This window comes from Hydrogenophaga sp. GW456-12-10-14-TSB4, assembly GCF_059424305.1.
Genome location: NZ_JBWKZH010000076.1, coordinates 1 through 20,308 on the forward strand (window position 1 = coordinate 1; position 20,308 = coordinate 20,308).

At 69.5% G+C, this 20,308-nt stretch carries 20 protein-coding genes and 1 pseudogene; 11 read left to right on the top strand and 10 right to left on the bottom strand.

What is annotated here, in order from left to right; translation table 11 throughout:
* Positions 1–136 precede the first annotated feature (136 nt).
* From AC07ZS_RS25670 to AC07ZS_RS25695, 6 genes are all read left to right on the top strand, one after another.
* Positions 137–865 carry a nucleotidyltransferase family protein gene (locus AC07ZS_RS25670; RefSeq protein ID WP_494801285.1) on the top strand — a complete coding sequence of 243 codons (729 nt, stop codon included), beginning with the start codon at positions 137–139 and terminating at the stop codon, positions 863–865.
* Between the two features lie 40 nt (positions 866–905).
* Positions 906–2,303, top strand: a complete 1,398-nt coding sequence (locus tag AC07ZS_RS25675; RefSeq protein ID WP_494801286.1) for an aminopeptidase P N-terminal domain-containing protein — start codon at positions 906–908, stop codon at positions 2,301–2,303.
* Positions 2,304–2,435: 132 nt separating this feature from the next.
* A complete protein-coding gene (locus AC07ZS_RS25680; RefSeq protein WP_494801287.1) occupies positions 2,436–3,620 on the top strand; it encodes an imelysin family protein in 1,185 nt (394 codons plus the stop codon).
* A gap of 142 nt (positions 3,621–3,762) precedes the next feature.
* Positions 3,763–5,256 (top strand): di-heme oxidoreductase family protein, encoded by a 1,494-nt coding sequence (locus AC07ZS_RS25685; RefSeq protein WP_494801288.1) that lies wholly within the window; start codon positions 3,763–3,765, stop codon positions 5,254–5,256.
* A complete protein-coding gene (locus AC07ZS_RS25690) occupies positions 5,253–6,347 on the top strand; it encodes an imelysin family protein (RefSeq protein WP_494801289.1) in 1,095 nt (364 codons plus the stop codon). The genes AC07ZS_RS25685 and AC07ZS_RS25690 overlap by 4 nt, the downstream gene beginning before the upstream one ends.
* Positions 6,337–7,428 carry a DUF1513 domain-containing protein gene (locus AC07ZS_RS25695; RefSeq protein ID WP_494801290.1) on the top strand — a complete coding sequence of 364 codons (1,092 nt, stop codon included), beginning with the start codon at positions 6,337–6,339 and terminating at the stop codon, positions 7,426–7,428. The genes AC07ZS_RS25690 and AC07ZS_RS25695 overlap by 11 nt, the downstream gene beginning before the upstream one ends.
* 85 nt (positions 7,429–7,513) lie before the next feature.
* Here AC07ZS_RS25695 and AC07ZS_RS25700 read toward each other — a convergent pair whose 3' ends face one another.
* The 9 genes from AC07ZS_RS25700 to AC07ZS_RS25740 form a co-directional block, all read right to left on the bottom strand.
* Positions 7,514–7,936: a hypothetical protein gene (locus AC07ZS_RS25700; RefSeq protein WP_494801291.1), complete on the bottom strand. Its 423-nt coding sequence runs from the start codon at positions 7,934–7,936 to the stop codon at positions 7,514–7,516.
* Complete coding sequence (locus tag AC07ZS_RS25705) at positions 7,933–8,880, bottom strand: heme ABC transporter ATP-binding protein (protein WP_494801292.1); 948 nt, start codon at positions 8,878–8,880, stop codon at positions 7,933–7,935. Before AC07ZS_RS25705 ends, AC07ZS_RS25700 begins: the two co-directional genes overlap by 4 nt.
* Complete coding sequence (locus AC07ZS_RS25710; protein ID WP_494801308.1) at positions 8,877–9,938, bottom strand: FecCD family ABC transporter permease; 1,062 nt, start codon at positions 9,936–9,938, stop codon at positions 8,877–8,879. The genes AC07ZS_RS25705 and AC07ZS_RS25710 overlap by 4 nt, the downstream gene beginning before the upstream one ends.
* Positions 9,939–9,955: 17 nt before the next feature.
* The gene (locus AC07ZS_RS25715; protein WP_494801293.1) at positions 9,956–10,453 is read right to left on the bottom strand and encodes a VOC family protein; all 498 of its coding nucleotides are present in this window, start codon (positions 10,451–10,453) and stop codon (positions 9,956–9,958) included.
* A 61-nt stretch (positions 10,454–10,514) separates the two neighbouring features.
* Positions 10,515–11,399, bottom strand: coding sequence for a heme/hemin ABC transporter substrate-binding protein (locus AC07ZS_RS25720; RefSeq protein ID WP_494801294.1), 885 nt, complete (start codon positions 11,397–11,399; stop codon positions 10,515–10,517).
* A 32-nt stretch (positions 11,400–11,431) separates the two neighbouring features.
* Complete coding sequence (locus AC07ZS_RS25725) at positions 11,432–11,833, bottom strand: VOC family protein (protein WP_494801295.1); 402 nt, start codon at positions 11,831–11,833, stop codon at positions 11,432–11,434.
* Positions 11,830–12,900 carry a hemin-degrading factor gene (locus tag AC07ZS_RS25730; RefSeq protein WP_494801296.1) on the bottom strand — a complete coding sequence of 357 codons (1,071 nt, stop codon included), beginning with the start codon at positions 12,898–12,900 and terminating at the stop codon, positions 11,830–11,832. Before AC07ZS_RS25730 ends, AC07ZS_RS25725 begins: the two co-directional genes overlap by 4 nt.
* Positions 12,901–12,937: 37 nt before the next feature.
* The gene (locus AC07ZS_RS25735; protein WP_494801297.1) at positions 12,938–13,264 is read right to left on the bottom strand and encodes a hypothetical protein; all 327 of its coding nucleotides are present in this window, start codon (positions 13,262–13,264) and stop codon (positions 12,938–12,940) included.
* Positions 13,265–13,272: 8 nt separating this feature from the next.
* Complete coding sequence (locus tag AC07ZS_RS25740; protein WP_494801298.1) at positions 13,273–15,516, bottom strand: TonB-dependent hemoglobin/transferrin/lactoferrin family receptor; 2,244 nt, start codon at positions 15,514–15,516, stop codon at positions 13,273–13,275.
* A 200-nt stretch (positions 15,517–15,716) separates the two neighbouring features.
* On the opposite strand from AC07ZS_RS25740, the gene bfr reads away from it, so the two are divergent.
* From bfr to AC07ZS_RS25755, 3 genes are all read left to right on the top strand, one after another.
* Complete coding sequence (gene bfr, locus AC07ZS_RS25745; RefSeq protein WP_494801299.1) at positions 15,717–16,193, top strand: bacterioferritin; 477 nt, start codon at positions 15,717–15,719, stop codon at positions 16,191–16,193.
* A 142-nt stretch (positions 16,194–16,335) separates the two neighbouring features.
* Positions 16,336–16,560: a (2Fe-2S)-binding protein gene (locus AC07ZS_RS25750; RefSeq protein ID WP_382152835.1), complete on the top strand. Its 225-nt coding sequence runs from the start codon at positions 16,336–16,338 to the stop codon at positions 16,558–16,560.
* A 226-nt stretch (positions 16,561–16,786) separates the two neighbouring features.
* On the top strand, positions 16,787–19,114 hold the full coding sequence (locus tag AC07ZS_RS25755) for an NADP-dependent malic enzyme (protein WP_494801300.1): 2,328 nt from the start codon (positions 16,787–16,789) through the stop codon (positions 19,112–19,114).
* Between the two features lie 21 nt (positions 19,115–19,135).
* Here AC07ZS_RS25755 and AC07ZS_RS25760 read toward each other — a convergent pair whose 3' ends face one another.
* Positions 19,136–19,336: a hypothetical protein gene (locus AC07ZS_RS25760; protein WP_494801301.1), complete on the bottom strand. Its 201-nt coding sequence runs from the start codon at positions 19,334–19,336 to the stop codon at positions 19,136–19,138.
* Between AC07ZS_RS25760 and AC07ZS_RS25765 the strand changes: the two genes are divergently transcribed.
* A complete protein-coding gene (locus AC07ZS_RS25765) occupies positions 19,335–19,757 on the top strand; it encodes a guanyl-specific ribonuclease (RefSeq protein ID WP_494801302.1) in 423 nt (140 codons plus the stop codon). The genes AC07ZS_RS25760 and AC07ZS_RS25765 overlap by 2 nt on opposite strands.
* A gap of 54 nt (positions 19,758–19,811) precedes the next feature.
* Positions 19,812–20,207, top strand: a pseudogene (locus AC07ZS_RS25770) (barstar family protein); the annotation flags it as partial.
* Positions 20,208–20,308: the final 101 nt, after the last annotated feature.

Sequence of the window (20,308 nt, forward strand, 5' to 3'; positions counted from 1 at the left end):
GGGTATGAGGAGGGGGCTGATTGCGCGGCGGCGCAAAACACGTGATTTTATCGGGCCGACCGGTCGGCGCTCCGGCGCTCATAATTCCGGATGCGTCGGGCCCCGATAACCCGGTACGCCCACCGACCCACCACCCATGACCCGACTTGCCACAGCCCCCATCCCGGCCATGCTGCTCGCCGCCGGGCGCGGCATGCGCATGCGCCCCCTGACGGACGAAACACCCAAGCCCCTGCTGGCGGTGCAGGGCCGACCCCTAATGCAATGGCCGATGGAGGCCCTGCTGACCGGCGGCTTCCGGCGCCTGGTGGTCAACACCGCCTGGCTGGGCGAGCAGATCGACGCCTTCTGCGCCGACTGGCAGTCGCAGCACCCGGGCAGCGAGGTGACGGTCTCGCGCGAGGGCCAGGACTTCGGCTACGCGCTGGAGACCGCCGGCGGCATCGCGCGCGCGCTGCCGCTGCTGGGCGACGTGTTCTGGGTGCTGGCGGGCGACGTCTACGCCCCCGGCTTCGCCTTCACACCGACCAGCGTGGCCCGCTTCAAGGCCAGCAGCCAGCTCGCCCACCTCTGGCTGGTGCCCAACCCGCCGCACCACCCGCGCGGCGACTTCGGCCTGAGCGCCGAAGGCCTGGCGCTCAACGAGGCCGACACGCGCTACACCTACAGCACCATCGGCCTGTACCGGCGCGAGCTGTTCGAGACGCCCTGGTGCGAGATCGTGCCGGGCAACCCGCAGGGCACGGCCGAACCGCTGGCACCGCTGCTGCGCCGCGCCATGGACGCCGGCCTGGTGAGCGCGGAGCTCTACACCGGCCCCTGGGTCGACGTGGGCACCCCCGAGCGCCTCAAAGAGTTGGGCTGACCGCCTGCGCGGGCGCGGCAAAACGCCGACAATGGCCCGCATGGACTCCACCACCCACACCACCCTGTACGCCGAGCGCCGCGCCCGCGTGGCCGCCCAGCTCGGTGCCGGCGGCATCGCCATCGTCCCCACCGCGCTGGAACGGCCTCGCAACCGCGACACCGATTTCATCTACCGGCACGACAGCTATTTCTACTACCTCACCGGTTTCACCGAACCCAACGCCTGGCTGGTGATCACCGCCGAGGGCCAGACCACGCTGTTCTGCCAGCCCAAGGACCTGGAGCGAGAGATCTGGGACGGTATCCGCCTGGGCCCCGAGGCTGCGCCGGCGCACCTGGGCGTGAGCGAGGCGTTTTCCGTCGCCGAGCTCGACCAGCGCCTGCCCAAATTGCTGGAGAACCGCCACACCGTGTGGTACCCCTTCGCCACGCACGCGGGCCTGGAAAGCCGCATCAACGGCTGGCTGCAGCCGGTGCGCGCGCGCGTGCGCTACGGAGCCCTGTGCCCCGAATCGCAACGCGACCTCTGCGGCATCCTCGACGAGCTGCGGCTGGTGAAGGACGCCTTCGAGCAGGCCACCATGCGCCGCGCCGCGCAGATCAGCGCCAAGGCCCACATCCGCGCCATGCAGCGCAGCGCAGCGATGCTGCGCGCGGGGCAGGACGTGCGTGAGTACCACCTCGACGCCGAGCTGCTGCACAGCTTCCGCGAACACGGCTCGCAGTACCCGGCCTACGGCAGCATCGTCGCCGCCGGCGCCAACGCCTGCGTGCTGCACTACCGCGCCGACGCCGCGCCGATCCGCAGCGGCGAGCTGGTGCTGATCGACGCCGGCTGCGAACTCGACGGCTACGCCAGCGACATCACCCGCACCTTCCCCGCCAACGGCCGTTTCACCGGCCCGCAGCGCACGCTGTACGACCTGGTGCTTGCCAGCCAGGACGCCGCCGTGGCCGCCACCAAGGCCGGCGCGCGCTTCGTGGACCCGCACGAAGCCACCGTGGCGGTGCTGGCCCAGGGCCTGCTCGACGTCGGCCTGCTCGACCGCAACAAGGTCGGCAACGCGCAGGACGTGATCGCCCACCGGGCCTACTTCCCGTTCTACATGCACCGCACCGGCCACTGGCTGGGCATGGACGTGCACGACTGCGGCAGCTACGTGGAGCCCTCCGAGCTGGGCAACGTGAGCGAACGCCAGGACCCGCTCAGCGGCGAGACCATCAAGGACCGGCCCAGCCGCGTGCTGCGTCCCGGCATGGTGCTGACCATCGAGCCCGGCCTGTACGTGCGCCCCGGCGAAGGCGTGCCCGAGCATTTCTGGAACATCGGCATCCGCATCGAGGACGACGCCATCGTCACCGCGACCGGCTGCGAACTCATCTCGCGCGACGTGCCGGTGAAGGCCGACGAGATCGAAGCCCTGATGCGGGCTTGACGCAGATCAAGGACGCCGCCGATGGGCCCATCGGCGGGCGGGTCTTGGGCACAGAGCAGGAATCATTCTCATTTACACTGTGAGACCCACCGGCGCTGCCGGCCCGATTCCTTCACTCCAAGCCCTTCCGCCATGAAACCCACCCTGCTCGTTCTGGCCCTGTCGGCCACCCTGTCCCTGTTGCACGCACCGGCCCACGCCCAGGCCGCCGCACCCGCCGCCGCGAGCGCACCCGCGGCCGCGACCTACGCCACCGTGGCCACGCACTACGCCGCGCTGGTGCACGCCAACTACAGCGACACCCTGGCTGCCGCGCAGGACATGCAGTCCGCCATCAAGGCCTTCGTGGCCGCGCCCTCGGCCGACGGCCTGGCCGCCGCGCGCAAGGCCTGGCTGGGTGCCCGTGAGTTTTACGGGCAGACCGAGGCCTTCCGCTTCTACGGCGGCCCGATCGACGACGACAAGGGCCCGGAAGGTCAGATCAACGCCTGGCCGCTGGACGAAGCCTATGTGGACTACGTGCAGGGCAAGCCCAAGGCCGGCCTGATCAACAACACCAAGTTCAAGATCACCAAGACCAACCTGGCCAAGTTCAACGAGCGCGGCGGTGAAGAGAACATCAGCTCGGGCTGGCACGCGATCGAGTTCCTGCTGTGGGGCCAGGACCTGAGCGAGACCGGCCCGGGCAACCGCTCGTTCGAGGACTACGTGGATGGCAAGACGCCCAACGCCGACCGCCGCCGCCAGTTCCTCACCGTGGCCACCGAGCTGCTGGTGGACGACCTGAACTTCCTGGTCAAGGCCTGGACGCCCGGCCAGAAGAACTACCGCGCGCGCTTCGAGAAGGGCGGCAAGGAATCGGTGCGCAAAATCATCGTGGGCCTGGGCTCGCTGTCGCGCGGCGAACTCTCGGGTGAGCGCATGGAAGTGGCGCTGAACTCGCAGGACCAGGAAGACGAACACTCCTGCTTCTCCGACAACACGCACCGCGACATCGTGACCAACGCCACCGGCATCCAGAACGTGTGGCTGGGCCAGTACAAGAAGCGCGATGGCAGCGTGCTGCAAGGCCCGGGCGTGCGCGACCTGGTGGCCGCCAAGAAGGCCGACCTGGCCGAGAAGACCAGCGCGCAGATCGCCGCATCGGTGGCGGGCGCCGAAGCCATTCCCGCCCCGTTCGACCGCGCCATCGCCAAGGGTTCGGCCGGCCGCCCGGCGATCGAGAAGACCGTCGCCAGCCTGGTGGAACAGTCCAAGCTGCTGGTGGAGTCGGCCAGCGCGGTGGGCATCGCCAAGCTGACGCTCGTGGAACCTTGAACTCCCCCCTGCGCCGCTGCGCGGCTTCCCCCCTCTCTGGCGCGCCTTCGGCGCTGGGAGGGGGGACGAGGTCTCGGGCCGGCGGAGCCGGACCCTTGACCCCTCTGGATTGACGCCCTCTCTCTCGCACAGGCCTTTCAACATGTCGCTCTTTCCCACAGCCACGCGCCTTGCGCTCGCCATGGGGGCTCTGTTTTGCGGCGCCACCGCGCTCGTCTTGCACGCCGACGAAGCGCCCGATCCCTTGGGTGAGAAGACCGGTGGTGCCACCACCGTCTACGCGACCGGCAAAAATGCGTTCTCGTTTCCGCTGGCGAACCTGGACGATCCGGGGCGCACGCGCTTCGTGATCGGCAATTCCTTTTTCAAACGCAACTGGGTCGAGGCGCCGGCCTCGACCACCGCGCGCGACGGCCTGGGCCCGCATTTCATCGCGCGGTCCTGCGCGGGTTGCCACGTGCTCGACGGGCGCGGCGAACCGCCCGAGTGGAAGAACACACTCGGGCCCGAGCCCGAAGGCACGGTGGCGCTGCTCATGCGCCTGTCGGTGGCCGGCACGCCCGACCCCAAGGCCGGCGTGCGGCCCGACCCGGTGTACGGCGACCAGTTCAACAACGCGGCCATCCAGGGCGTCAAGCCCGAGGGCCGGGTCGAGATCCGCCAGCAAGCCATCCAGGGCCGCTTCGCGGACGGCACGCGCTACACGCTGCAGAAGCCGATCTACAAGCTGACCGACCTCGCCTACGGCCCCTTCGCGCAGGGCCTCATGGTCAGCCCGCGCATCGCGCCGCAGCTCGCCGGCATCGGTCTCATCGAAGCCATCCCCGACGTGGAGATCCTGCGCAACGCGCGCGAACAGGCCGCCGCGCCCGGCCCCATCAAGGGCCAGCCCAACCGCGTGTGGGACGTGTTCGCCCAGGAAGAGCGCCTGGGCCGCCTGGGCTGGAAGGCCAACGTCGCCACCCTCGCGCACCAGACCGCCGGCGCCTTCCATGGCGACATCGGCATCACCTCCAACGCCTTCCCGCACGAGACCTGCACCCCCACGCAGAAGGACTGCCTGGCCGCGCCGCACGGCGGCGGCAAGACCACGGGCCGCGACGGCATCGTGCCGGCGTCCAGTGCGACCGCCCTGAAACCCGAGATCGACGACGAGACCCTGGGCCACGTGATCTTCTACCAGGCCACGCTGGCCCCAGCGGCGCGGCGCAACGTGAACGACCCGCAGGTGCTGCGCGGTCAGGCGCTGTTCGCGCAGGCGCAATGCGCCGCCTGCCACCGCCCGAGCTACGTCACCGCCGAAGGCCCGTTCCCACCGCTCACCAGCCCGGCTCTTAAGGGTCAGCGCATCTGGCCCTACACCGACCTGCTGCTGCACGACATGGGCCCGGATCTCGCCGACGGCCGTCCCGACTTCCTCGCCAGCGGCAGCCAGTGGAAAACGCCGCCGCTCTGGGGCATCGGCCTCATCAAGGACGTCAACGGCCACACCCGCCTGATGCACGACGGCCGCGCCAACGGCGTGCTCGAAGCCATCCTCTGGCACGGCGGCGAAGCCCAGGCATCCAAGGAGCAGGTGCTCAAGATGAAACGCGCCGACCGCAGCGCGCTCGTGAAATTCGTGGAGTCGCTATGACACCGTTGACCTTTGCCTTTCTACGTCGAGCCACCGCGCTGACCCTGGGCCTCGCGCTGGCCGGCCTCGCGGCGGCGCAGAACGCGCCCATCGTGGCCGCGCCCTACTACTCGGCCGAGCAGGCCCTGCAGGGCCTGTACACGCACCACCTGCCGCCGCTGGCGCGCGACTTCCAGGCCCAGGCCGATCGACTGGTCGAGACCACGGCACAACATTGCAAAGGCCAGGCCACGCTGCCGGCCGTGCGCGCGCAATGGCAGAACACGCTGGTGAGCTGGGAGACCCTGTCCACGCCGGCCGTGGGGCCGCTGGTCACGCGGCGCTCGCAACGCCAGATCGACTTCTGGCCCACGCGCCCGGACCTGCTGCGCCGCTCGATGGAGAAGGCGCCCGACACGCTGGCCGACATGGAGCGCGTGGGCACGCCGGCCAAAGGCTTCCCCGCCTTCGAGCTGCTGCTCAACCAATGGGCCAGCAGCCGCCAGCCCACGCCGGCCCCGGCCTGCCGCTACGCCGAGCTGGTGGCGCAGGGCATTGCCGCCGAAGCGCGCGCCCTGAACGACGAGCTCGGCCAATGGGCCACGAAGGAATGGGAAGACGAGCCCGAGGTCACCACCGCCTCGCTCGCCGAATGGGTCAACCAGTGGCTCGCCGGCCTGGAGCGGCTGCGCTGGGCCCACATCGAAAAACCCATCACCACGCACCAGACCACGGGCAACGCGGCCAAGGGCGCACCGGTGCCCTACGCCCGGCTCGACCGCGAGAGCAACCTGCGTGACTGGCGCGCGCAATGGCAGAGCCTGCGCCAGCAAGGCCGCCTGCCCCCCGGTGCGCAGCCACCCGCCGCCGGCCAGGCCCTGGTGCCGATGGAGGCCCTGCTCATGGGCCGCGGCCAGCTCGCGCTGGCACAGAAATGGGGCCAGGCGCTGGACCAGGTCACAGCGGGCATGGACAAGCTCACGCCGCGCTCCGGCGAACGCGAGCTGCTCGCGCTCACGAAGTCGATGAAAGCCGTGACCGTGCTGTTCCAGAACGAGGTCGCGGCCGCGCTCGACGTGCCGCTCGGGTTCTCAGATGCCGATGGAGACTGACACCGCCCTGCTGCTGTCGCGCCGCCAGTGGCTGGTCGCGGCTGCGGCCATGGGCCTCGCACCGGCCTGGGCCGCGCGCGCCACCGGCACGCGCCTGATCTCGGCCTGGCAGACGCCGAGCGAACACCGCATCGGCGTGATCGCGGTGGACGGCGCGCGCTGGTCGGTGCAGCGCTCGCTCGCCGTGCCCACGCGCGCACACGGCCTGCTGCTCGAAGCCGGCGGCAGCGTGCTCGCCACCGCGCGCCGCCCGGGCGACTGGCTGCTGCGCTGGCACCCCGTGAGCGGGCAGACCCAATGGCACTGGATCGAGGACGACCGCCGCTTCAACGGCCACGCCGTCGCCAGCCCCGACGGCCGCACGCTCTGGACCACCGAGACCGACCTCGACAACGCGCAGGGCCGGCTGGCCACGCGCGACGCGAAGACGCTGGAGAAATCCGCCGAATGGGCCACCCAGGGCATGGACCCGCACGAACTCATCATGCTGCCGCAGCGCGTGGGCGAGATCCCGGCGGGCAGCCTGCTGGTGGCCAACGGCGGCATTCCCACGCTGCCCGAGACCGGGCGCAGCAAGCGCCAGCTCGACCGCATGGACGCCTCGCTGGTGGCGCTGGACCCGCGCGACGGCGCGGTGCTGGGCCAGTGGCGCCTGGACGACCCCTACCTGAGCATCCGCCACCTGGCCTGGGACCCGGTGTCGCGCACGGTCGGCATCGCGCTGCAGGCCGAGCACCCCGATGCGCAGGCCAAGCGGCGCGCGCCAGTGTTCGCCGTCTGGAACGGCCAGCGCCTGCAAACCTCGCTGGCACAGCCTGCGGTGCAAGGTTATGGCGGCGACATCTGCGCCCTGCCCGAGGGCGGCTTCGTGGTGAGTTGCCCGCGCGCGGACGCACTGGCCCTGTTCGGTGCCGACGCGCGCTGGTCGCAGAACCTCGCGCACCGCGAGGCCTACGCGCTCGCGGCCGACCAGGGCCACTGGTGGGCCAGCGGCGCCGAAGGCGTGTGGTGCGCGCCCGAAGGCACCGCTGCCAACTCCAGCGAGCGCCTGCAGATCGACAACCACTGGGCGGTCATGTAGCCCCCCCGCGCCGGGCGACTTCGCCCGTCACCCCCCAGGGGGCAACACCAGCGGCCCGGCAAAGCCGGTTCCGCGGTGTTCTGGATCAGGCGTTGCTTTCGATCTGCATGCACGCCTGGCCGGTGCGGCGGCACTGGCCGTCGGCTTCCAGCCAGGGGTGGGCATGGCCCACGCAGCCGGTCTGGCAGATCACGCTGCTGGCCTCCCGCATCGCACCGGCCTCGGCGCGCTCGGCCAGCAGGCGGGCACGGCGCACCAACGGCTTCATGACACCGGCCACGCCCAGGCCCCAGAGCAGGCTGGTGCGCGAGACGATGAGTTGCGCGCGCAGGTGCAGCACCTCGTCCTCCAGCGCCGACACCTGCAAGGCATAGGCGCGCAGCTGCTCGCCCACGCGGCGCTGCAGGCCGGCCACCTGGCGGGTGAGCGCGCCGTGTTCGATGGCAAGCTCGCGCGCGGCAGCGCTGTCGTGGCGCGCGAGCAAGTTCGATGGCGGGTTCTGGGTCATGGACGCTCCTTCCCTGTCGTTGGCGGCACGCCGGCCGCGATGAGCAACTGGGGCACGCCGTCGGCGGCGCGCACGGTGCTGGCCTGCACCTGCCACACCCGCTGCACCAGCGCGGGCCGCAGCACGCGCGCCGGCGGGCCGCTGGCCTGCAGCACCCCGCCGTCGAGCACCCAGGCGCGGTCGGCGTAGCGCAGGGCGAGGTTGGGGTCGTGCAGCACGGCGAGCACGCCCACGCCCTGCTCGCGCGCCCAGCGCTGCACGGTGCCCAGGGTTTCGTGCTGGTGGCGCAGATCGAGCGAGGCCGTGGGTTCGTCGAGCAGCAACCAGCGCGGCGCGCCGTCGGCGAGCGGCTCCCAGATCTGGGCCATCACCCGCGCCAGTTGCGCACGCGCGCGCTCACCACCGCTCAGGCTGCTCACGCTGCGATCGGCCATGTCGGCCACGCCGGTGGCCTGCATGGCGGCGCGCACGATCGCGGCCTCGTGGGGTGAGGGTTGCAGGTGGTGCGGGTAGCGCCCGAGCTCCACCACGTCCTGCACACGGAAGTCGAAGGCCACCGCCGTCTCCTGCGGCAGCACCGCGCGGTGGCGCGCGAGCTGGTGCACGGTCGCAGGTGTGACCGCCAGCCCGTTGAGCGTGACGCGGCCGGTGTCGGGCGCGCGCAGGCCCGAGAGCACCGAGAGCAGGGTGGACTTGCCCGCGCCGTTGGGGCCGAGGATGGCGCCGACCTCGCCGGGCGCGAGCCGCAGTTGCACGCCCTGCAGCAGGGTGCTGGCACCAGCGCGCACGCCCACGTCCAGCGCGCACAGGCCCTGCCCGTCGTCCAGGGCGGGGGCGTCGGTCACGGGGTCATCGTCATCGTCGTCCAGCCACAGCGGGCGTTCGCCGGCCGGCAGTTCGCCGCAGGCGCAGCGCCAGTCGGCGTCGAGCAGGCGCGCGTTCACAGGCGCCTCCCGTGCGCGCTGCGCAGCAGGAGCAGGAAGAAGGGCACCCCCACCACGGCGGTGAGCACGCCCAGCGGCAGTTCGGCCGGTTGCATGACGGTGCGCGCCACCGCGTCGGCCAGCAGCACCAGCACCGCGCCCAGCAGGGCCGAGCCGGGCAGCACCCAGCGGTGGTCGGGCCCGGCCACCAGGCGCACCATGTGCGGCGCGACCAGGCCGATGAATCCGATGATGCCGGTGGTGGCGGTGACCGCGCCCACGGCCAGCGCCGTGACCACGATGGCGATCTGCTTCACGCGCTCGATCGACACGCCCAGCAGCACCGCCTGCGCCTCGCCCAGCGCGAGCGCGTTGAGCGGGCGCGCCAGCCGCAGCCCGATGGCACCGGCCACCAGGGTGATGCCGCCCACCAGCGCGACCGCGCTCCAGCGCGCACCGCCCAGGCTGCCAAGCAACCAGAACTGCAGGTTGCGCAGCTGTTCGTCGGTGGCGAGGAAGTTGAGCAGGCCCAGGCCGGCCCCGGCCAGCGCGTTGACCGCGATGCCGGCCAGCAGCATCAGCCCCACGCGGGTGCCGCCCTCGCCGCGCGAGAGCAGGTAGATCAGCACCGTGACCGCGAGACCGCCGCCGAAGGCCATGAGCACCAGCGTCCAGCTGCCCAGCGAGCGCGGCAGCTCGGGAAACCAGAGGTTGCCCATGACGATGGTGACGCCCGCCGCGAGCGCCGCGCCGCTGCTCACGCCGATCAGGCCCGGGTCGGCCAGCGGGTTGCGGAACAGGCCCTGCATGAGCGCGCCGGCCAGGCCCAGGCCGGCCCCGGCGGCCAGGCCCAGCACCAGGCGCGGCAGGCGGATGTTGAAGAACACCAGCTCGGCGCCGCTGCCGCCGGGCGCGGCGGTGGTCACCGCGCCCAGCAGCACACCCGGCAACTCGCTCAGCGGCAGGCTGTAGGCGCCCTGACCCGCCGCCCACAGCAGCGTGAGCAGCAGCAGCGCGCCCAAGCCAAGCAGCAGGCTCGGCCCGGAGAGGCGGCGCGGCGTCCAGCGCAGGGCCGCCATCGCCGGCGCAGCCGCGTTCACGAGCGGTCCTCCATGCGCTGCTCGCCGGGCTGGCGCTGCGCCGACACGTCGGGCCACCAGGCCACGCGGTCGATCAGGTGCAGCACGTTGCCGTCGATGTCGCTGAGGGTGAGTTCCCAGGCGCCCCAGGGCTGCCAGCGCGGCGACTCGCCCTCGAAGCGGTGGGCGTGCAGCGGCTTGCACCCGCCCAGGCCGGTGCGGCAGGGCCGCAGCACGGCCGCGCGCAGGCTGGCGTGCAGGACGTGGATGCGCGGCACTTCCACGCGGTGGTGACCGGGCGCGAAGCCCCGGTCGCCCGGCGTGGGCCGTTCCCAGCGGCCGGGTGTGGCGGCGCAGGCCCAGAGCTGCACCTGCAGCGGGCCGTGGGTCACCAGCGCACAGACGCCGGGGATGTGCTGGCGGCACTCGAAGCCCAGCACCTCGGTGTAATCGGCCACCGCGCGATGCAGGTCGGGCGTGCGCACGTTGGCGAGGTCGTGGCGCACAGCGTTCATGGTGAAACCTCCGTGCTGCGCACTGCGGTGCGAGCTGGCTTGGGGCGGCCCGGCGCGGCGCTCATGTTCTCACCACCTGGTCGTGCAAGCGCGCCACCACCTCGGGCAGGCGCGGGCCGAAGCCGAGCAGCTCCAGCGCATCCAGGTGCACCAGGGTCTTGGTGGACGCGCGGCGCTGGAAGGCTGGCGTGAGCGCGAGTTCGGGGCGCTGCCAGAACTTCGCTTCGCCGCCGATGGCTTCGATGCCCTGGGTGGTGGTCAGGATCAGGTCGGGCGCGGCCTGCGCCATGGCCTCGGCCGTCATCGGCCGGTAGCCCTGGAAACCGCCCAGCGCGTTGCGCGCACCGATGAAACGGATCAGCGCATCGGCCGCCGTCTTCTCGCCCGAAACCTGCGGGCTGCCGCTGTGTGAGAGCACGAACAGGATCCGCGGACCCGGGCCCTTGGCGCCCTGCACGCGCGCGCTCACGGCTTGCCAGTGCGCATCGAGCCGGGCCTGCAGCTCGCGCGCAGCGGCCTCGCGGCTCGAGGCGCGGCCCACCGCGGCGATCTTGCGGCGCACCTCGTCCCAGCTGTGGTCGGACGCCACCAGCTCCACGCGCACACCGGCGCTGCGCAGCTGATCGATCACCACCGGCGGGCCGGCGTCGGTGCCGGCGATCAGCGCGTCGGGCCGCAGCGCGAGCAGGCCTTCGGCCGAGAGCTGGCGCATGTAGCCCACCTTGGGCGTGGCCTGCGCTGCCGCCGGGAACAGACTGGTGGTGTCGGTGCCCACCAGTTGGTCCTGCGCGCCGAGCGCGTAGACCACCTCGGTGATGCCGCCGCCCACGGTGATGAGACGCGGTGCATTGGGGGCCGCCATCAGGCCCAAGGGCGACCCCGCTGCCGCCATGGCCGAAAGGGCCTGCAGCGCGCGCCTGCGCGAGAGGGAGGAGGAATTGAACATCGTGGGTTCCCTGGAAACTGGAGAAAAGGCGTTCAGGGCAGACGGCCCACCGGCTCGAAGCCGGGCGTGTTCTGCCCGATGTGCCAGCACACGCCCGAGGGGTCGATCACCACGAACTCGGTGATGCCCCAGGGCTGCGCCGTCACCGGCGTGATGCGCGCGCCGTAGCGGCCCGCGAGGTCCTGCGTGTCGACATGCGCGCGCCAGGCCGCCACGTCGGTCACCAGCAGGTGCATGACGAGGTTCTCGGCCAGCGCCTGTTCGTAGAAGTCCTGCAGCAGGAAGGGGCAGTCGCCCACGCAGAAGTACGCCACACCGCCGCCTTCGGAGCGCTGGGTGAAGCCCAGGTCGGCGTAGAAGCGCTTGGACAGCGCGAAGTCCTTCGCCGGCACGAAGGCCTTGATCTCGACGGCATGCAAGGCTGCGGCGCTCATGCCGTCACCGCAGCAGCCTGCAGGTGCGCGACGATGTGGCGCCAGGCCTGCAGCTCGCTCTGACCGGGCTTGCGCGCACCGAAGAACATGACCATGAGCTCACCGCGCGCGTCGAAGGCCTCCACCGAGGTGACGACGCCGTCGCTGGTGGGCTTCTCGACCACCCACACGTCCTGGATCAGGTCTTCGCGCAGGTGCAGGTTGAAGCCGGGGTCGAGCACGTTGAGCCAGGCCTTGCCCTGGATCTCCATCGGCTCCACGCGCTGCACCGGGCCGGTGTGGATCTGGATGCAGCCCGGGCTGCCGACGAAGACCATGATGGGCGTGCCGTCGAAAGCCGCTTCCACCAGCAGCTCGCGCACCGCCGCCTTTTCCACGCGGTGGGTGTAGCGACCCTCGACCAGGCGAAAGCCCTGCTGGCGCTCCAGGCCGAACTGCTTGAGCAGCGGGAAGAACTGGTGCGTGTCGGTCATCGCACCCCAGGCGGTGCCGAACGCGTTGGCGTCCACCAGGGGCTGGGGCGAGGCCGCGCCGGCCGTGTCGCGCGCCACGAATTCGATGTCGCGCTGATCGTCGCTGTGCGCGGCGATCACGCGCTGCCACGCGGCCAGGTCGGTCTGCTCGCGCACGTAGATCTTGTGCACGGCCACGCCGTGACGGTCGAAGAACTGCAGGCTGGGCGTTTCCATGCCGGGCTGCGACTTGAGTGCCTCGGCCACCGCGAAGCCCGCGTGCCACTGGTTGAAGAACAGGCGCAGGTCGATCTGCTCGCCCAGCGCCAGACCCACGGGTCCGCTGGCCGAGACCTTCTGGTACACGCCGGTCTTCTCGTGCACCACGCTTTCGTTGCGCGTGAGCGCCATCAGCGGGCCACAGGCCTCGAGCGACTGCAGCAGGCCCAGCCAGTCGGGCTTGAGCGCGATGGCCTGCAGCGGCGCGTCGTGCGCGCCCCGGTGGGCGGCGACGGCGGCGCCTTCGCTCAGGCCCAGCGATTCGGCGGCCTCCTTGGCCCGCAGGCCGCTGGCGCGCATGCCCTGGAAGGCGGTTCGGATGTCGTGGGCATTCATGGTGTTCTCCTGAAGGTGGGGTGAGGGCCCGCGTGCGTCACTGCACGCGGGCGGGAGCGGGGTGCCACAGAGGCGTGGGCATGGCCTCGGTGGCCAGGGCGTCGGCCGCGTTTTCCAGCTCCAGCTGCCAGCGCGTGCGCAGGTTGGCCAGCATGGTCTGCATGGGGACCGAGAGCTGCGGGTGCGCCGATAGGACCAGCAGGTTGGACACCAGCTTGCGCGCCATCAGCGGGCGGTGCGGGCATTCGCGCGCACTCTGCGCATAACCCGTCATGAGCGCCAGGGTGCCCGCGAGCAAGGCCTCCACACCGGGCAGGGTGTATTCCTCGTCGGCGGTGTCGGTGTGGTGGTCGGCTGCGGGCATGAGGGCTCCTAGAAGTCGGTGACGAGCGCCACCGACAGGCTGCGGCCTGGTGCGGTGTAGGCGTCGAGAACAGGCGAGTTCGCGGCCACGCCGACAACGTTGGTCCACTCCCAGTACTTGCGGTCGGTCAGGTTGTGGATCGCGGCGCTGAGCTTCGTGGCCTTGCTGACCTGCCAGCTCGCGCGCAGGTCCAGCGTGGTGTACGAGGGCGGTGCGAACTGGTTGGCGAGGTTGGCGTAGTTGATGTCGCTGGTGGACTTCTTCATCGTGTGCGCCACCACGGCGCCCAGCTTCCAGTCGCCCACGCGCTGGTCCACGCCCAGCATCAGACGCGCTGGGTTGACCGTGTTCAGCGGCGCACCCAGACGGGTGTCCTTGCCCTTGGTCTGGCCGTAGGCCAGGCGCAGATCGGTGGCCGGGCCGAGCGCGAACTTGCCCTTGAGCTCGAAGCCGCTCAGGCGCACCTGGCCCCGGTTGACGGCCTGGTAGGTCAGCGGGTTGAGCGGGTTGCCCGCCACGCCGCCGACGACGACCAGTTCCTCGATGAAGTCCTTGTAGCGACCGGTGAAGGCGGCGACTTCCCACTGCACCGGGCCCACCTTGTCGCGCACGCCCAGTTCCAGCGTGCGGCTGCTCTCGGGCTTGAGGTTGGGGTTGGGAATCGTGCGGTAGCTGGCCAGCGTGTTCTGGAAGTAGTTGTTGAGCTGCAGCGCGCTCGGCGCCTTGAAGCCGGCCGCGAGGTTGGCGAACAGGTTCAGCTCCGCGCCCGCACGGAAGATCGCACCGAGCTTGGGCGAGAGCGCCGAGTCCGACAGGCTGGCGGGCTGCAGCGGGTAGAGCGGGCTGCCCTTGGCCTTGAGGTCGAAGCGGTCGTAGCGCAGCGCCGGGATGATGCTCCAGCGCTCGCTGGCGAACTCGCTCTGCACGAACAGCGCGGTGTTGGTCTCGCTCGTCGGCGGGAAGCGCTTGAGCGGATAGCTCTCGTAGGACGGCGCACCCACGCCGGTGACGATGTTGTCCATCTTCGCGACCGACACGTCCACGCCGTAGACCAGCTTCTGGCCCCAGTCGGCACCGAGCGAGCGGGCCTTCTCGGCCTGCAGCACACCTTGCCAGAGCTTCTCGGTATAGGTGACGTCGCGCACGCGGTACGTGGGCGCAGCGCTGCGCCGCTCGGTCGAGACCTCCTGAGACTCGGCCTGCTGATAGCCCACGGTGGCGCGCAGTTCGTCGGCCCAGGCCGAGTCGACCTTGAAGCGGCCGTCCCAGCTCAGGCGCGTGCGCTCCATGTCGGTGGTGCCGTCCACGTCCTGCGTGGTCACGCCCATGCTGGTGGCGCGGGCCGTATAGGCCTCGACCTCGCCCGACTTGTCCACGTGTTCCAGCGTGAGGGTGTGGCGCTGGCCGCCCCCCGGCGTCAGCACCACCTTGCCGAGCAGCGAGACGTTCTTGTCTTTTTGCGGGTTGGGTGCGGTGCGCGTGCTGTTGAGCGATTCGTTCGTGCCCTGGTTGTCCAGCTCGCCGCTGCGGCCCACCTGCACGCTGCCCAGCCACTGCAGCGTGTCGTTCGGCGCACCGACCAGCGTGACGCCGACGCCGCGGCTGTGATCTTCGCTGTCGGCCTTGAGGCCCACGCGCCCGCCGAAGGTCTGGCCCGGCTTGAGAAGGTCCTTGGGCTCGGTGGTGAACATCGCCACCATGCCGGCCAGACCGTCGGAACCATACAGCGCGGAGTTCGCCCCCCGCACGATTTCCACGCGCGAGATTAGGCCGAGGTCGTAGTAGTCACGGCCGAACGAGGCCGAGCCGAACACGCCGCTAGAGAGCTCCCGCGGCACGCGAATGCCGTCAACCGTGAGCAGCACGCGGTTGCCTTCGAGCCCGCGCAGGTTGAAGCCGGCGTTGCCGTCGCGCCCGGTCGAACCGGTGACGCCGCCGAAGCGCTGCGGCGCGCGCCGCACGCTCATGTTGGGCACCTCGCGCACGAGGTCGCGGATGTCCTGCACGCGCGCCGGGTCGAGGTCCTCGCCCGTGATCACGTCGATGCTGGCGGGCACGTCCTCGATCGCGCGTTCGCTGCGCGATCCGCTCACCACCACCTCGCGCAAGGTGGACGCCTGCGCCAGTTGCACGGCATCCGGCGCCGTCTGGGCCAGGGCCGGTCCGGCGAGCAGCGCCAGGCAGGCCAGGCACAAGGGGCTGAGGCGGAGAGAGGAAAGGGAAGTGGGGACGAAAAAGCGCGAGGAGGTCAAGACGGCACCTGAATCCAGAGGGTGGAGGACAAGGCTGGCGTCACGACCTCAGGCGGGCTGCCGGGTGCGGGCTGGCTGGAGAGGATTGATTATATGAGAACGATTCTCATTTGCAAGGCGTAGCGATTCTCAGCACTGAATTGATAGCGCGCCCCGCGCACAATGCGCGCCTGTCAACCAAAAACCAAAGGAGTGGTCCCATGAAAGGCGACGCCAAAGTCATCACCCATCTGCAGGCGCAGCTCAAGAACGAGCTCACCGCGATCAACCAGTATTTCGTCCACTACCGCATGCTCAAGCACTGGGGCCTGGACAAGCTGGCCGCCAAGGAATACGAAGAGTCGATCGGCGAGATGAAGCACGCCGACAAGCTCATGGACCGCATCTTCACGCTCGACGGCCTGCCCAACCTGCAGGACCTGGGCAAGCTGCACATCGGCGAAGACGTGCCCGAGATCCTCAAGAGCGACCTGGGCCTGGAAACCGGCGCCCAGAAAACCATCAAGGACGGCATTGCCCACTGCGAATCGGTGCGCGACTACGTCTCGCGCGACCTGCTGCAGACGATCCTGGACGACACGGAAGAACACATCGACTTCCTGGAAACCCAGATCGACCTGCTCGGCAAGGTGGGCATCCAGAACTACCTGCAGAGCCAGATGGGCTCGGCGAGCTGATCGCGCGCCCCCCGGACCGTCCCCTTCTTGCCACAGAGCCCCGCCGTTGCGCGGGGCTTTTTTTGGTCTTTTGAATACGATCAATTATCATTTGCGCACACGTTCACTTTTGAACCCTCCTTTTCCCGCCCTCCTCAGCCTCATGATCGTTTGCGTTTGCCACCGAGTCAGTGACCAGACCATCGCACGTTGTGCGCGGTCGGGCATGGCATTCGACGACATCCAGCTCGAGCTGGGCGTGGCCACCCAGTGCGGCCAGTGCGAGTCCTGCGCGCGCACCCTGTGGTCGGAATGCACGCCCCACCAGTCGGTGGTGCACCTGCAGCTGCACCCCGCGACCTTGCCCGCCCAAGCCGCTGCGGCCTGAGCGGCGCAGGGCTTTCCCCCTCCTGACTTTCCCTGCCCGGCGCGCGCCGGGTGAAATCGCTGCCGCATACTGCGGCTGTTGGCGTTGCGATGCCATTCCGTCCTGAAAAGTCAAAGGCACCCGGACGCTTTACGCGGTTCCACGCACTAGGGTTTTCCCGCCTGCCGCTTTAGAATGCGCAATTCCTTTCCGCATCGCAAGATAACGACCCGCTGGAGACACGAGCATGAGCATGGAAAACAGCCCTGAGAACAAGCGCGCCGAGCTGCGCCGAGCCGCCCTCGAATACCACGAGTTTCCGACCCCGGGCAAGGTCTCGATCGCCGCCACCAAGCAGCTCACCAACCAGCGCGATCTCGCCCTAGCCTACTCGCCCGGCGTGGCAGCCCCCTGCGAAGAGATCGTGGCCGACCCGGTCAACGCCTACAAGTACACCAGCCGGGGCAACCTCGTCGCGGTGATCACCAACGGCACCGCCGTGCTCGGCCTGGGCGACATCGGCCCGCTGGCAGCCAAGCCGGTGATGGAGGGCAAGGGCGTGCTCTTCAAGAAGTTCGCCGGCGTCGACGTGTTCGACATCGAGATCAACGAGAAAGACCCGGCCAAGCTGGTCGAGGTGATCGCTGCGCTGGAACCGACCTTCGGCGCCATCAACCTCGAGGACATCAAGGCCCCGGACTGCTTCTACGTCGAGCGCGAGCTGCGCAAGCGCCTGAAGATTCCCGTGTTCCACGACGACCAGCACGGCACCGCGATCACGGTGGCGGCGGCCATGCTCAACGGCCTGAAGGTCGCGGGCAAGGACATCGGCCAGGTCAAGCTGGTCACCTCGGGCGCAGGTGCAGCGGCGCTGGCCTGCCTGAACCTGCTGCTCAAGGTCGGGCTCAAGCGCGAGAACGTGTTCGTGACCGACCTGGCCGGCGTCGTCTACGAGGGCCGCGAGGAACTCATGGACGACGACAAGCGCCAGTACATGCAGAAGACCGACAAGCGCAAGCTCGCCGAAGTGATCGTCGGCGCCGACGTGTTCCTCGGCCTCTCGGCCGGCGGCGTGCTCAAGCCCGAGATGGTGGCGTCGATGGCGGCCAGGCCGGTGATCTTCGCGCTGGCCAACCCGAACCCCGAGATCGCGCCCGAGGATGCGCACGCGGTGCGCAACGACATCATCATGGCCACGGGCCGCACCGACTACCCGAACCAGGTCAACAACGTCCTGTGCTTCCCGTACATCTTCCGCGGCGCGCTCGACGCCGGCGCCTCCACCATCACCGATGAGATGGAAATCGCCGCGGTGCACGCCATCGCCGAGCTGGCGCAAGCCGAGCAGAGCGAGGTGGTCGCGGCGGCGTACGCCGGCGAGAAGCTGGCCTTCGGCCCCGAGTACCTCATTCCCAAACCGTTCGACCCGCGCCTGATGATGAAGATCGCGCCGGCCGTGGCCCAGGCCGCGGTCGACAGCGGCGTGGCCCAGCGCCCGGTGCCTGACATGGCGGCCTACCGCGAGAAGCTGCAGAGCTTCGTGTTCGCCTCGGGCACCATCATGAAGCCGATCTTCTCGGCGGCGAAGGCCGCCGCCCGCAAGCGCGTGGCCTACGCCGAAGGCGAAGAAGAGCGCGTGCTGCGCGCCTGCCAGATCGTGGTGGACGAAGGCCTGGCCCGGCCCACCCTGATCGGCCGCCCGACCATCATCGCCCAGCGCATCGAGAAGTTCGGCCTGCGCCTGCGCGAGGAGCTCGACTACGACGTCGTCAACGTCGAACAGGACGACCGCTACCGCGACTTCTGGCAGACCTACCACCGCATGACCGAGCGCAAGGGCGTGACCCAGCAGCTCGCCAAGATCGAGATGCGCCGCCGCCTCACGCTGATCGGCGCCATGCTGCTGCACAAGGGCGAGGTCGACGGCCTGATCTGCGGCACCTGGGGCTCGACCCAGCACCACCTCAAGTACATCGACCAGGTGATCGGCAAGCGCGAAGGCGGCAGCCCCAGCACCGCCCAGGACGTGCGCATCTACGCCTGCATGAACGGCCTGATGCTGCCGGGCCGCCAGGTCTTCCTGGTCGACACCCATGTCAACTACGACCCCACGCCGGAAGAGCTCTGCGAGATCACCGTGATGGCGGCGGAAGAAATGCTGCGCTTCGGCCTGCAACCCAAGGCCGCCCTGCTGTCGCACTCCAACTTCGGTTCCAGCGACGAACCCAGCGCCATCAAGATGCGCCGCACGCTGGCGCTGCTGCGCGAGCAGGCACCCTGGCTGGAAGCCGACGGCGAAATGCACGGCGATGTGGCACTGGACGCCAACGCGCGCCACGGCATCATGCCCAACTCCACCCTGAAGGGCGCGGCCAACCTCCTGGTGCTGCCCAACATCGACGCCGCCAACATCGCCTACAACCTGCTGAAGACGGCGGCGGGCGGCAACATCGCCGTCGGACCGGTGCTGCTGGGCGCCGACAAGCCGGTGCACATCCTCACGCCCAGTGCCACCGTGCGTCGAATCGTCAACATGACGGCTCTCACCGTGGCGGATGCCAACGTCGCACGTTGACGCTTCCCCAACAAGCAAGCGCTAACTTTTACACACATTCTCTGCGCGGAGATTTGCTGAATATTTCAGCAGGCGCTTGCTTTTTCCCCCCGGCTCAGGCACACTAGCGCGCTTGGATTTCAGGGTTAACCCGCCCTCCAGCGCGAGAAAAAATAATGCTTTGGCATTGCTTTCGGTAGGTGCTGGCGGCGGGTTGATGTCTTCAGGAGCTGGGAATTTCATGGGTCTGAAACAGATCCGGGCTCGTTTTGGGAAGGCCAGGGGAGCAGCCCTCGCCGCCGTTCTGGCGGCGGTATTGGGCACCATCGCGGTGCAGGCCCGCGCCCCGAATGCGCCGTTCACCGATCCGGGCACCGCATCGGTGGCGGTCGCGGGACTGCCGCCCCAAGGCCAGGACGTGATGAACCAGATCCGGCAAGGCGGACCTTTCCGATACGACAAGGACGGCTCGGTGTTCGGCAATCGCGAGCGCCTGCTGCCCGGCGAGAAGCGCGGGTACTACCGGGAATACACGGTGCCCACGCCGGGTCTGAACCACCGGGGAGCCCGGCGGATCGTGTGTGGCGGGTTGAAGCCCCGAGCCCCTGAAGCGTGTTATTACACCGAAGACCACTACAGCAGCTTTCGGCTGATCGTGCAGTGAACCTCCGGTGGTGTGAACGGATTTTTAACTTTGACCTTAGAAAGAGACGCGGAGATGGACACGCCACTTCGTAACGTACGCCCCAACATCGTTCAGTCGATTCGCGCCCACGGCGTGAAAGACCTGCAGGCTGCGGCCGAGCACCTGGGGCATCACTTCCTGTACGCCAACCTGGCCAAGGCGCAGAGCAAGCAGGACGTGCTGGAGTTGATCGCGGCCCAATACACCCTGCCCTCGCACTTCGGCAAGAACTTCGACGCGCTCTACGACTGCATGACCGACATGGTCCACAAGTCGGGCCCGCAGACCGGCTTCATCGTGGTGCTGGAGCACATTCCGGCGCACGCCAAGTTCGACAAGGAAGCGCGCGAGCAGCTGCTCGACATCTTCCGCGACGCCGCCGATTACTGGTCGGACCGCAAGATCCCGTTCCGCTGCTTCTACTCTTTCTCCGTGGCGCGCGCGCCCAAGGGCGAAGAGCCGATCGAAGTGCAGACCGACGAGCCCATGCCCACCGACAAGATCCTGGACGTGAGCCCGATGGCGCTGCG

Bases quoted from the DNA above. Each gene is read 5' to 3' on its own strand.
- AC07ZS_RS25720 (WP_494801294.1), bottom strand. From the start codon at position 11,399: ATGTTCAATTCCTCCTCCCTCTCGCGCAGGCGCGCGCTGCAGGCCCTT.
- AC07ZS_RS25755 (WP_494801300.1), top strand. From the start codon at position 16,787: ATGAGCATGGAAAACAGCCCTGAGAACAAGCGCGCCGAGCTGCGCCGA.
- AC07ZS_RS25675 (WP_494801286.1), top strand. From the start codon at position 906: ATGGACTCCACCACCCACACCACCCTGTACGCCGAGCGCCGCGCCCGC.
- bfr (WP_494801299.1), top strand. From the start codon at position 15,717: ATGAAAGGCGACGCCAAAGTCATCACCCATCTGCAGGCGCAGCTCAAG.
- AC07ZS_RS25725 (WP_494801295.1), bottom strand. From the start codon at position 11,833: ATGAGCGCCGCAGCCTTGCATGCCGTCGAGATCAAGGCCTTCGTGCCG.
- AC07ZS_RS25750 (WP_382152835.1), top strand. From the start codon at position 16,336: ATGATCGTTTGCGTTTGCCACCGAGTCAGTGACCAGACCATCGCACGT.
- AC07ZS_RS25670 (WP_494801285.1), top strand. From the start codon at position 137: ATGACCCGACTTGCCACAGCCCCCATCCCGGCCATGCTGCTCGCCGCC.
- AC07ZS_RS25695 (WP_494801290.1), top strand. From the start codon at position 6,337: ATGGAGACTGACACCGCCCTGCTGCTGTCGCGCCGCCAGTGGCTGGTC.
- AC07ZS_RS25730 (WP_494801296.1), bottom strand. From the start codon at position 12,900: ATGAATGCCCACGACATCCGAACCGCCTTCCAGGGCATGCGCGCCAGC.
- AC07ZS_RS25685 (WP_494801288.1), top strand. From the start codon at position 3,763: ATGTCGCTCTTTCCCACAGCCACGCGCCTTGCGCTCGCCATGGGGGCT.
- AC07ZS_RS25765 (WP_494801302.1), top strand. From the start codon at position 19,335: ATGGGTCTGAAACAGATCCGGGCTCGTTTTGGGAAGGCCAGGGGAGCA.
- AC07ZS_RS25715 (WP_494801293.1), bottom strand. From the start codon at position 10,453: ATGAACGCTGTGCGCCACGACCTCGCCAACGTGCGCACGCCCGACCTG.
- AC07ZS_RS25710 (WP_494801308.1), bottom strand. From the start codon at position 9,938: ATGGCGGCCCTGCGCTGGACGCCGCGCCGCCTCTCCGGGCCGAGCCTG.
- AC07ZS_RS25690 (WP_494801289.1), top strand. From the start codon at position 5,253: ATGACACCGTTGACCTTTGCCTTTCTACGTCGAGCCACCGCGCTGACC.
- AC07ZS_RS25735 (WP_494801297.1), bottom strand. From the start codon at position 13,264: ATGCCCGCAGCCGACCACCACACCGACACCGCCGACGAGGAATACACC.
- AC07ZS_RS25680 (WP_494801287.1), top strand. From the start codon at position 2,436: ATGAAACCCACCCTGCTCGTTCTGGCCCTGTCGGCCACCCTGTCCCTG.
- AC07ZS_RS25760 (WP_494801301.1), bottom strand. From the start codon at position 19,336: ATGAAATTCCCAGCTCCTGAAGACATCAACCCGCCGCCAGCACCTACC.
- AC07ZS_RS25700 (WP_494801291.1), bottom strand. From the start codon at position 7,936: ATGACCCAGAACCCGCCATCGAACTTGCTCGCGCGCCACGACAGCGCT.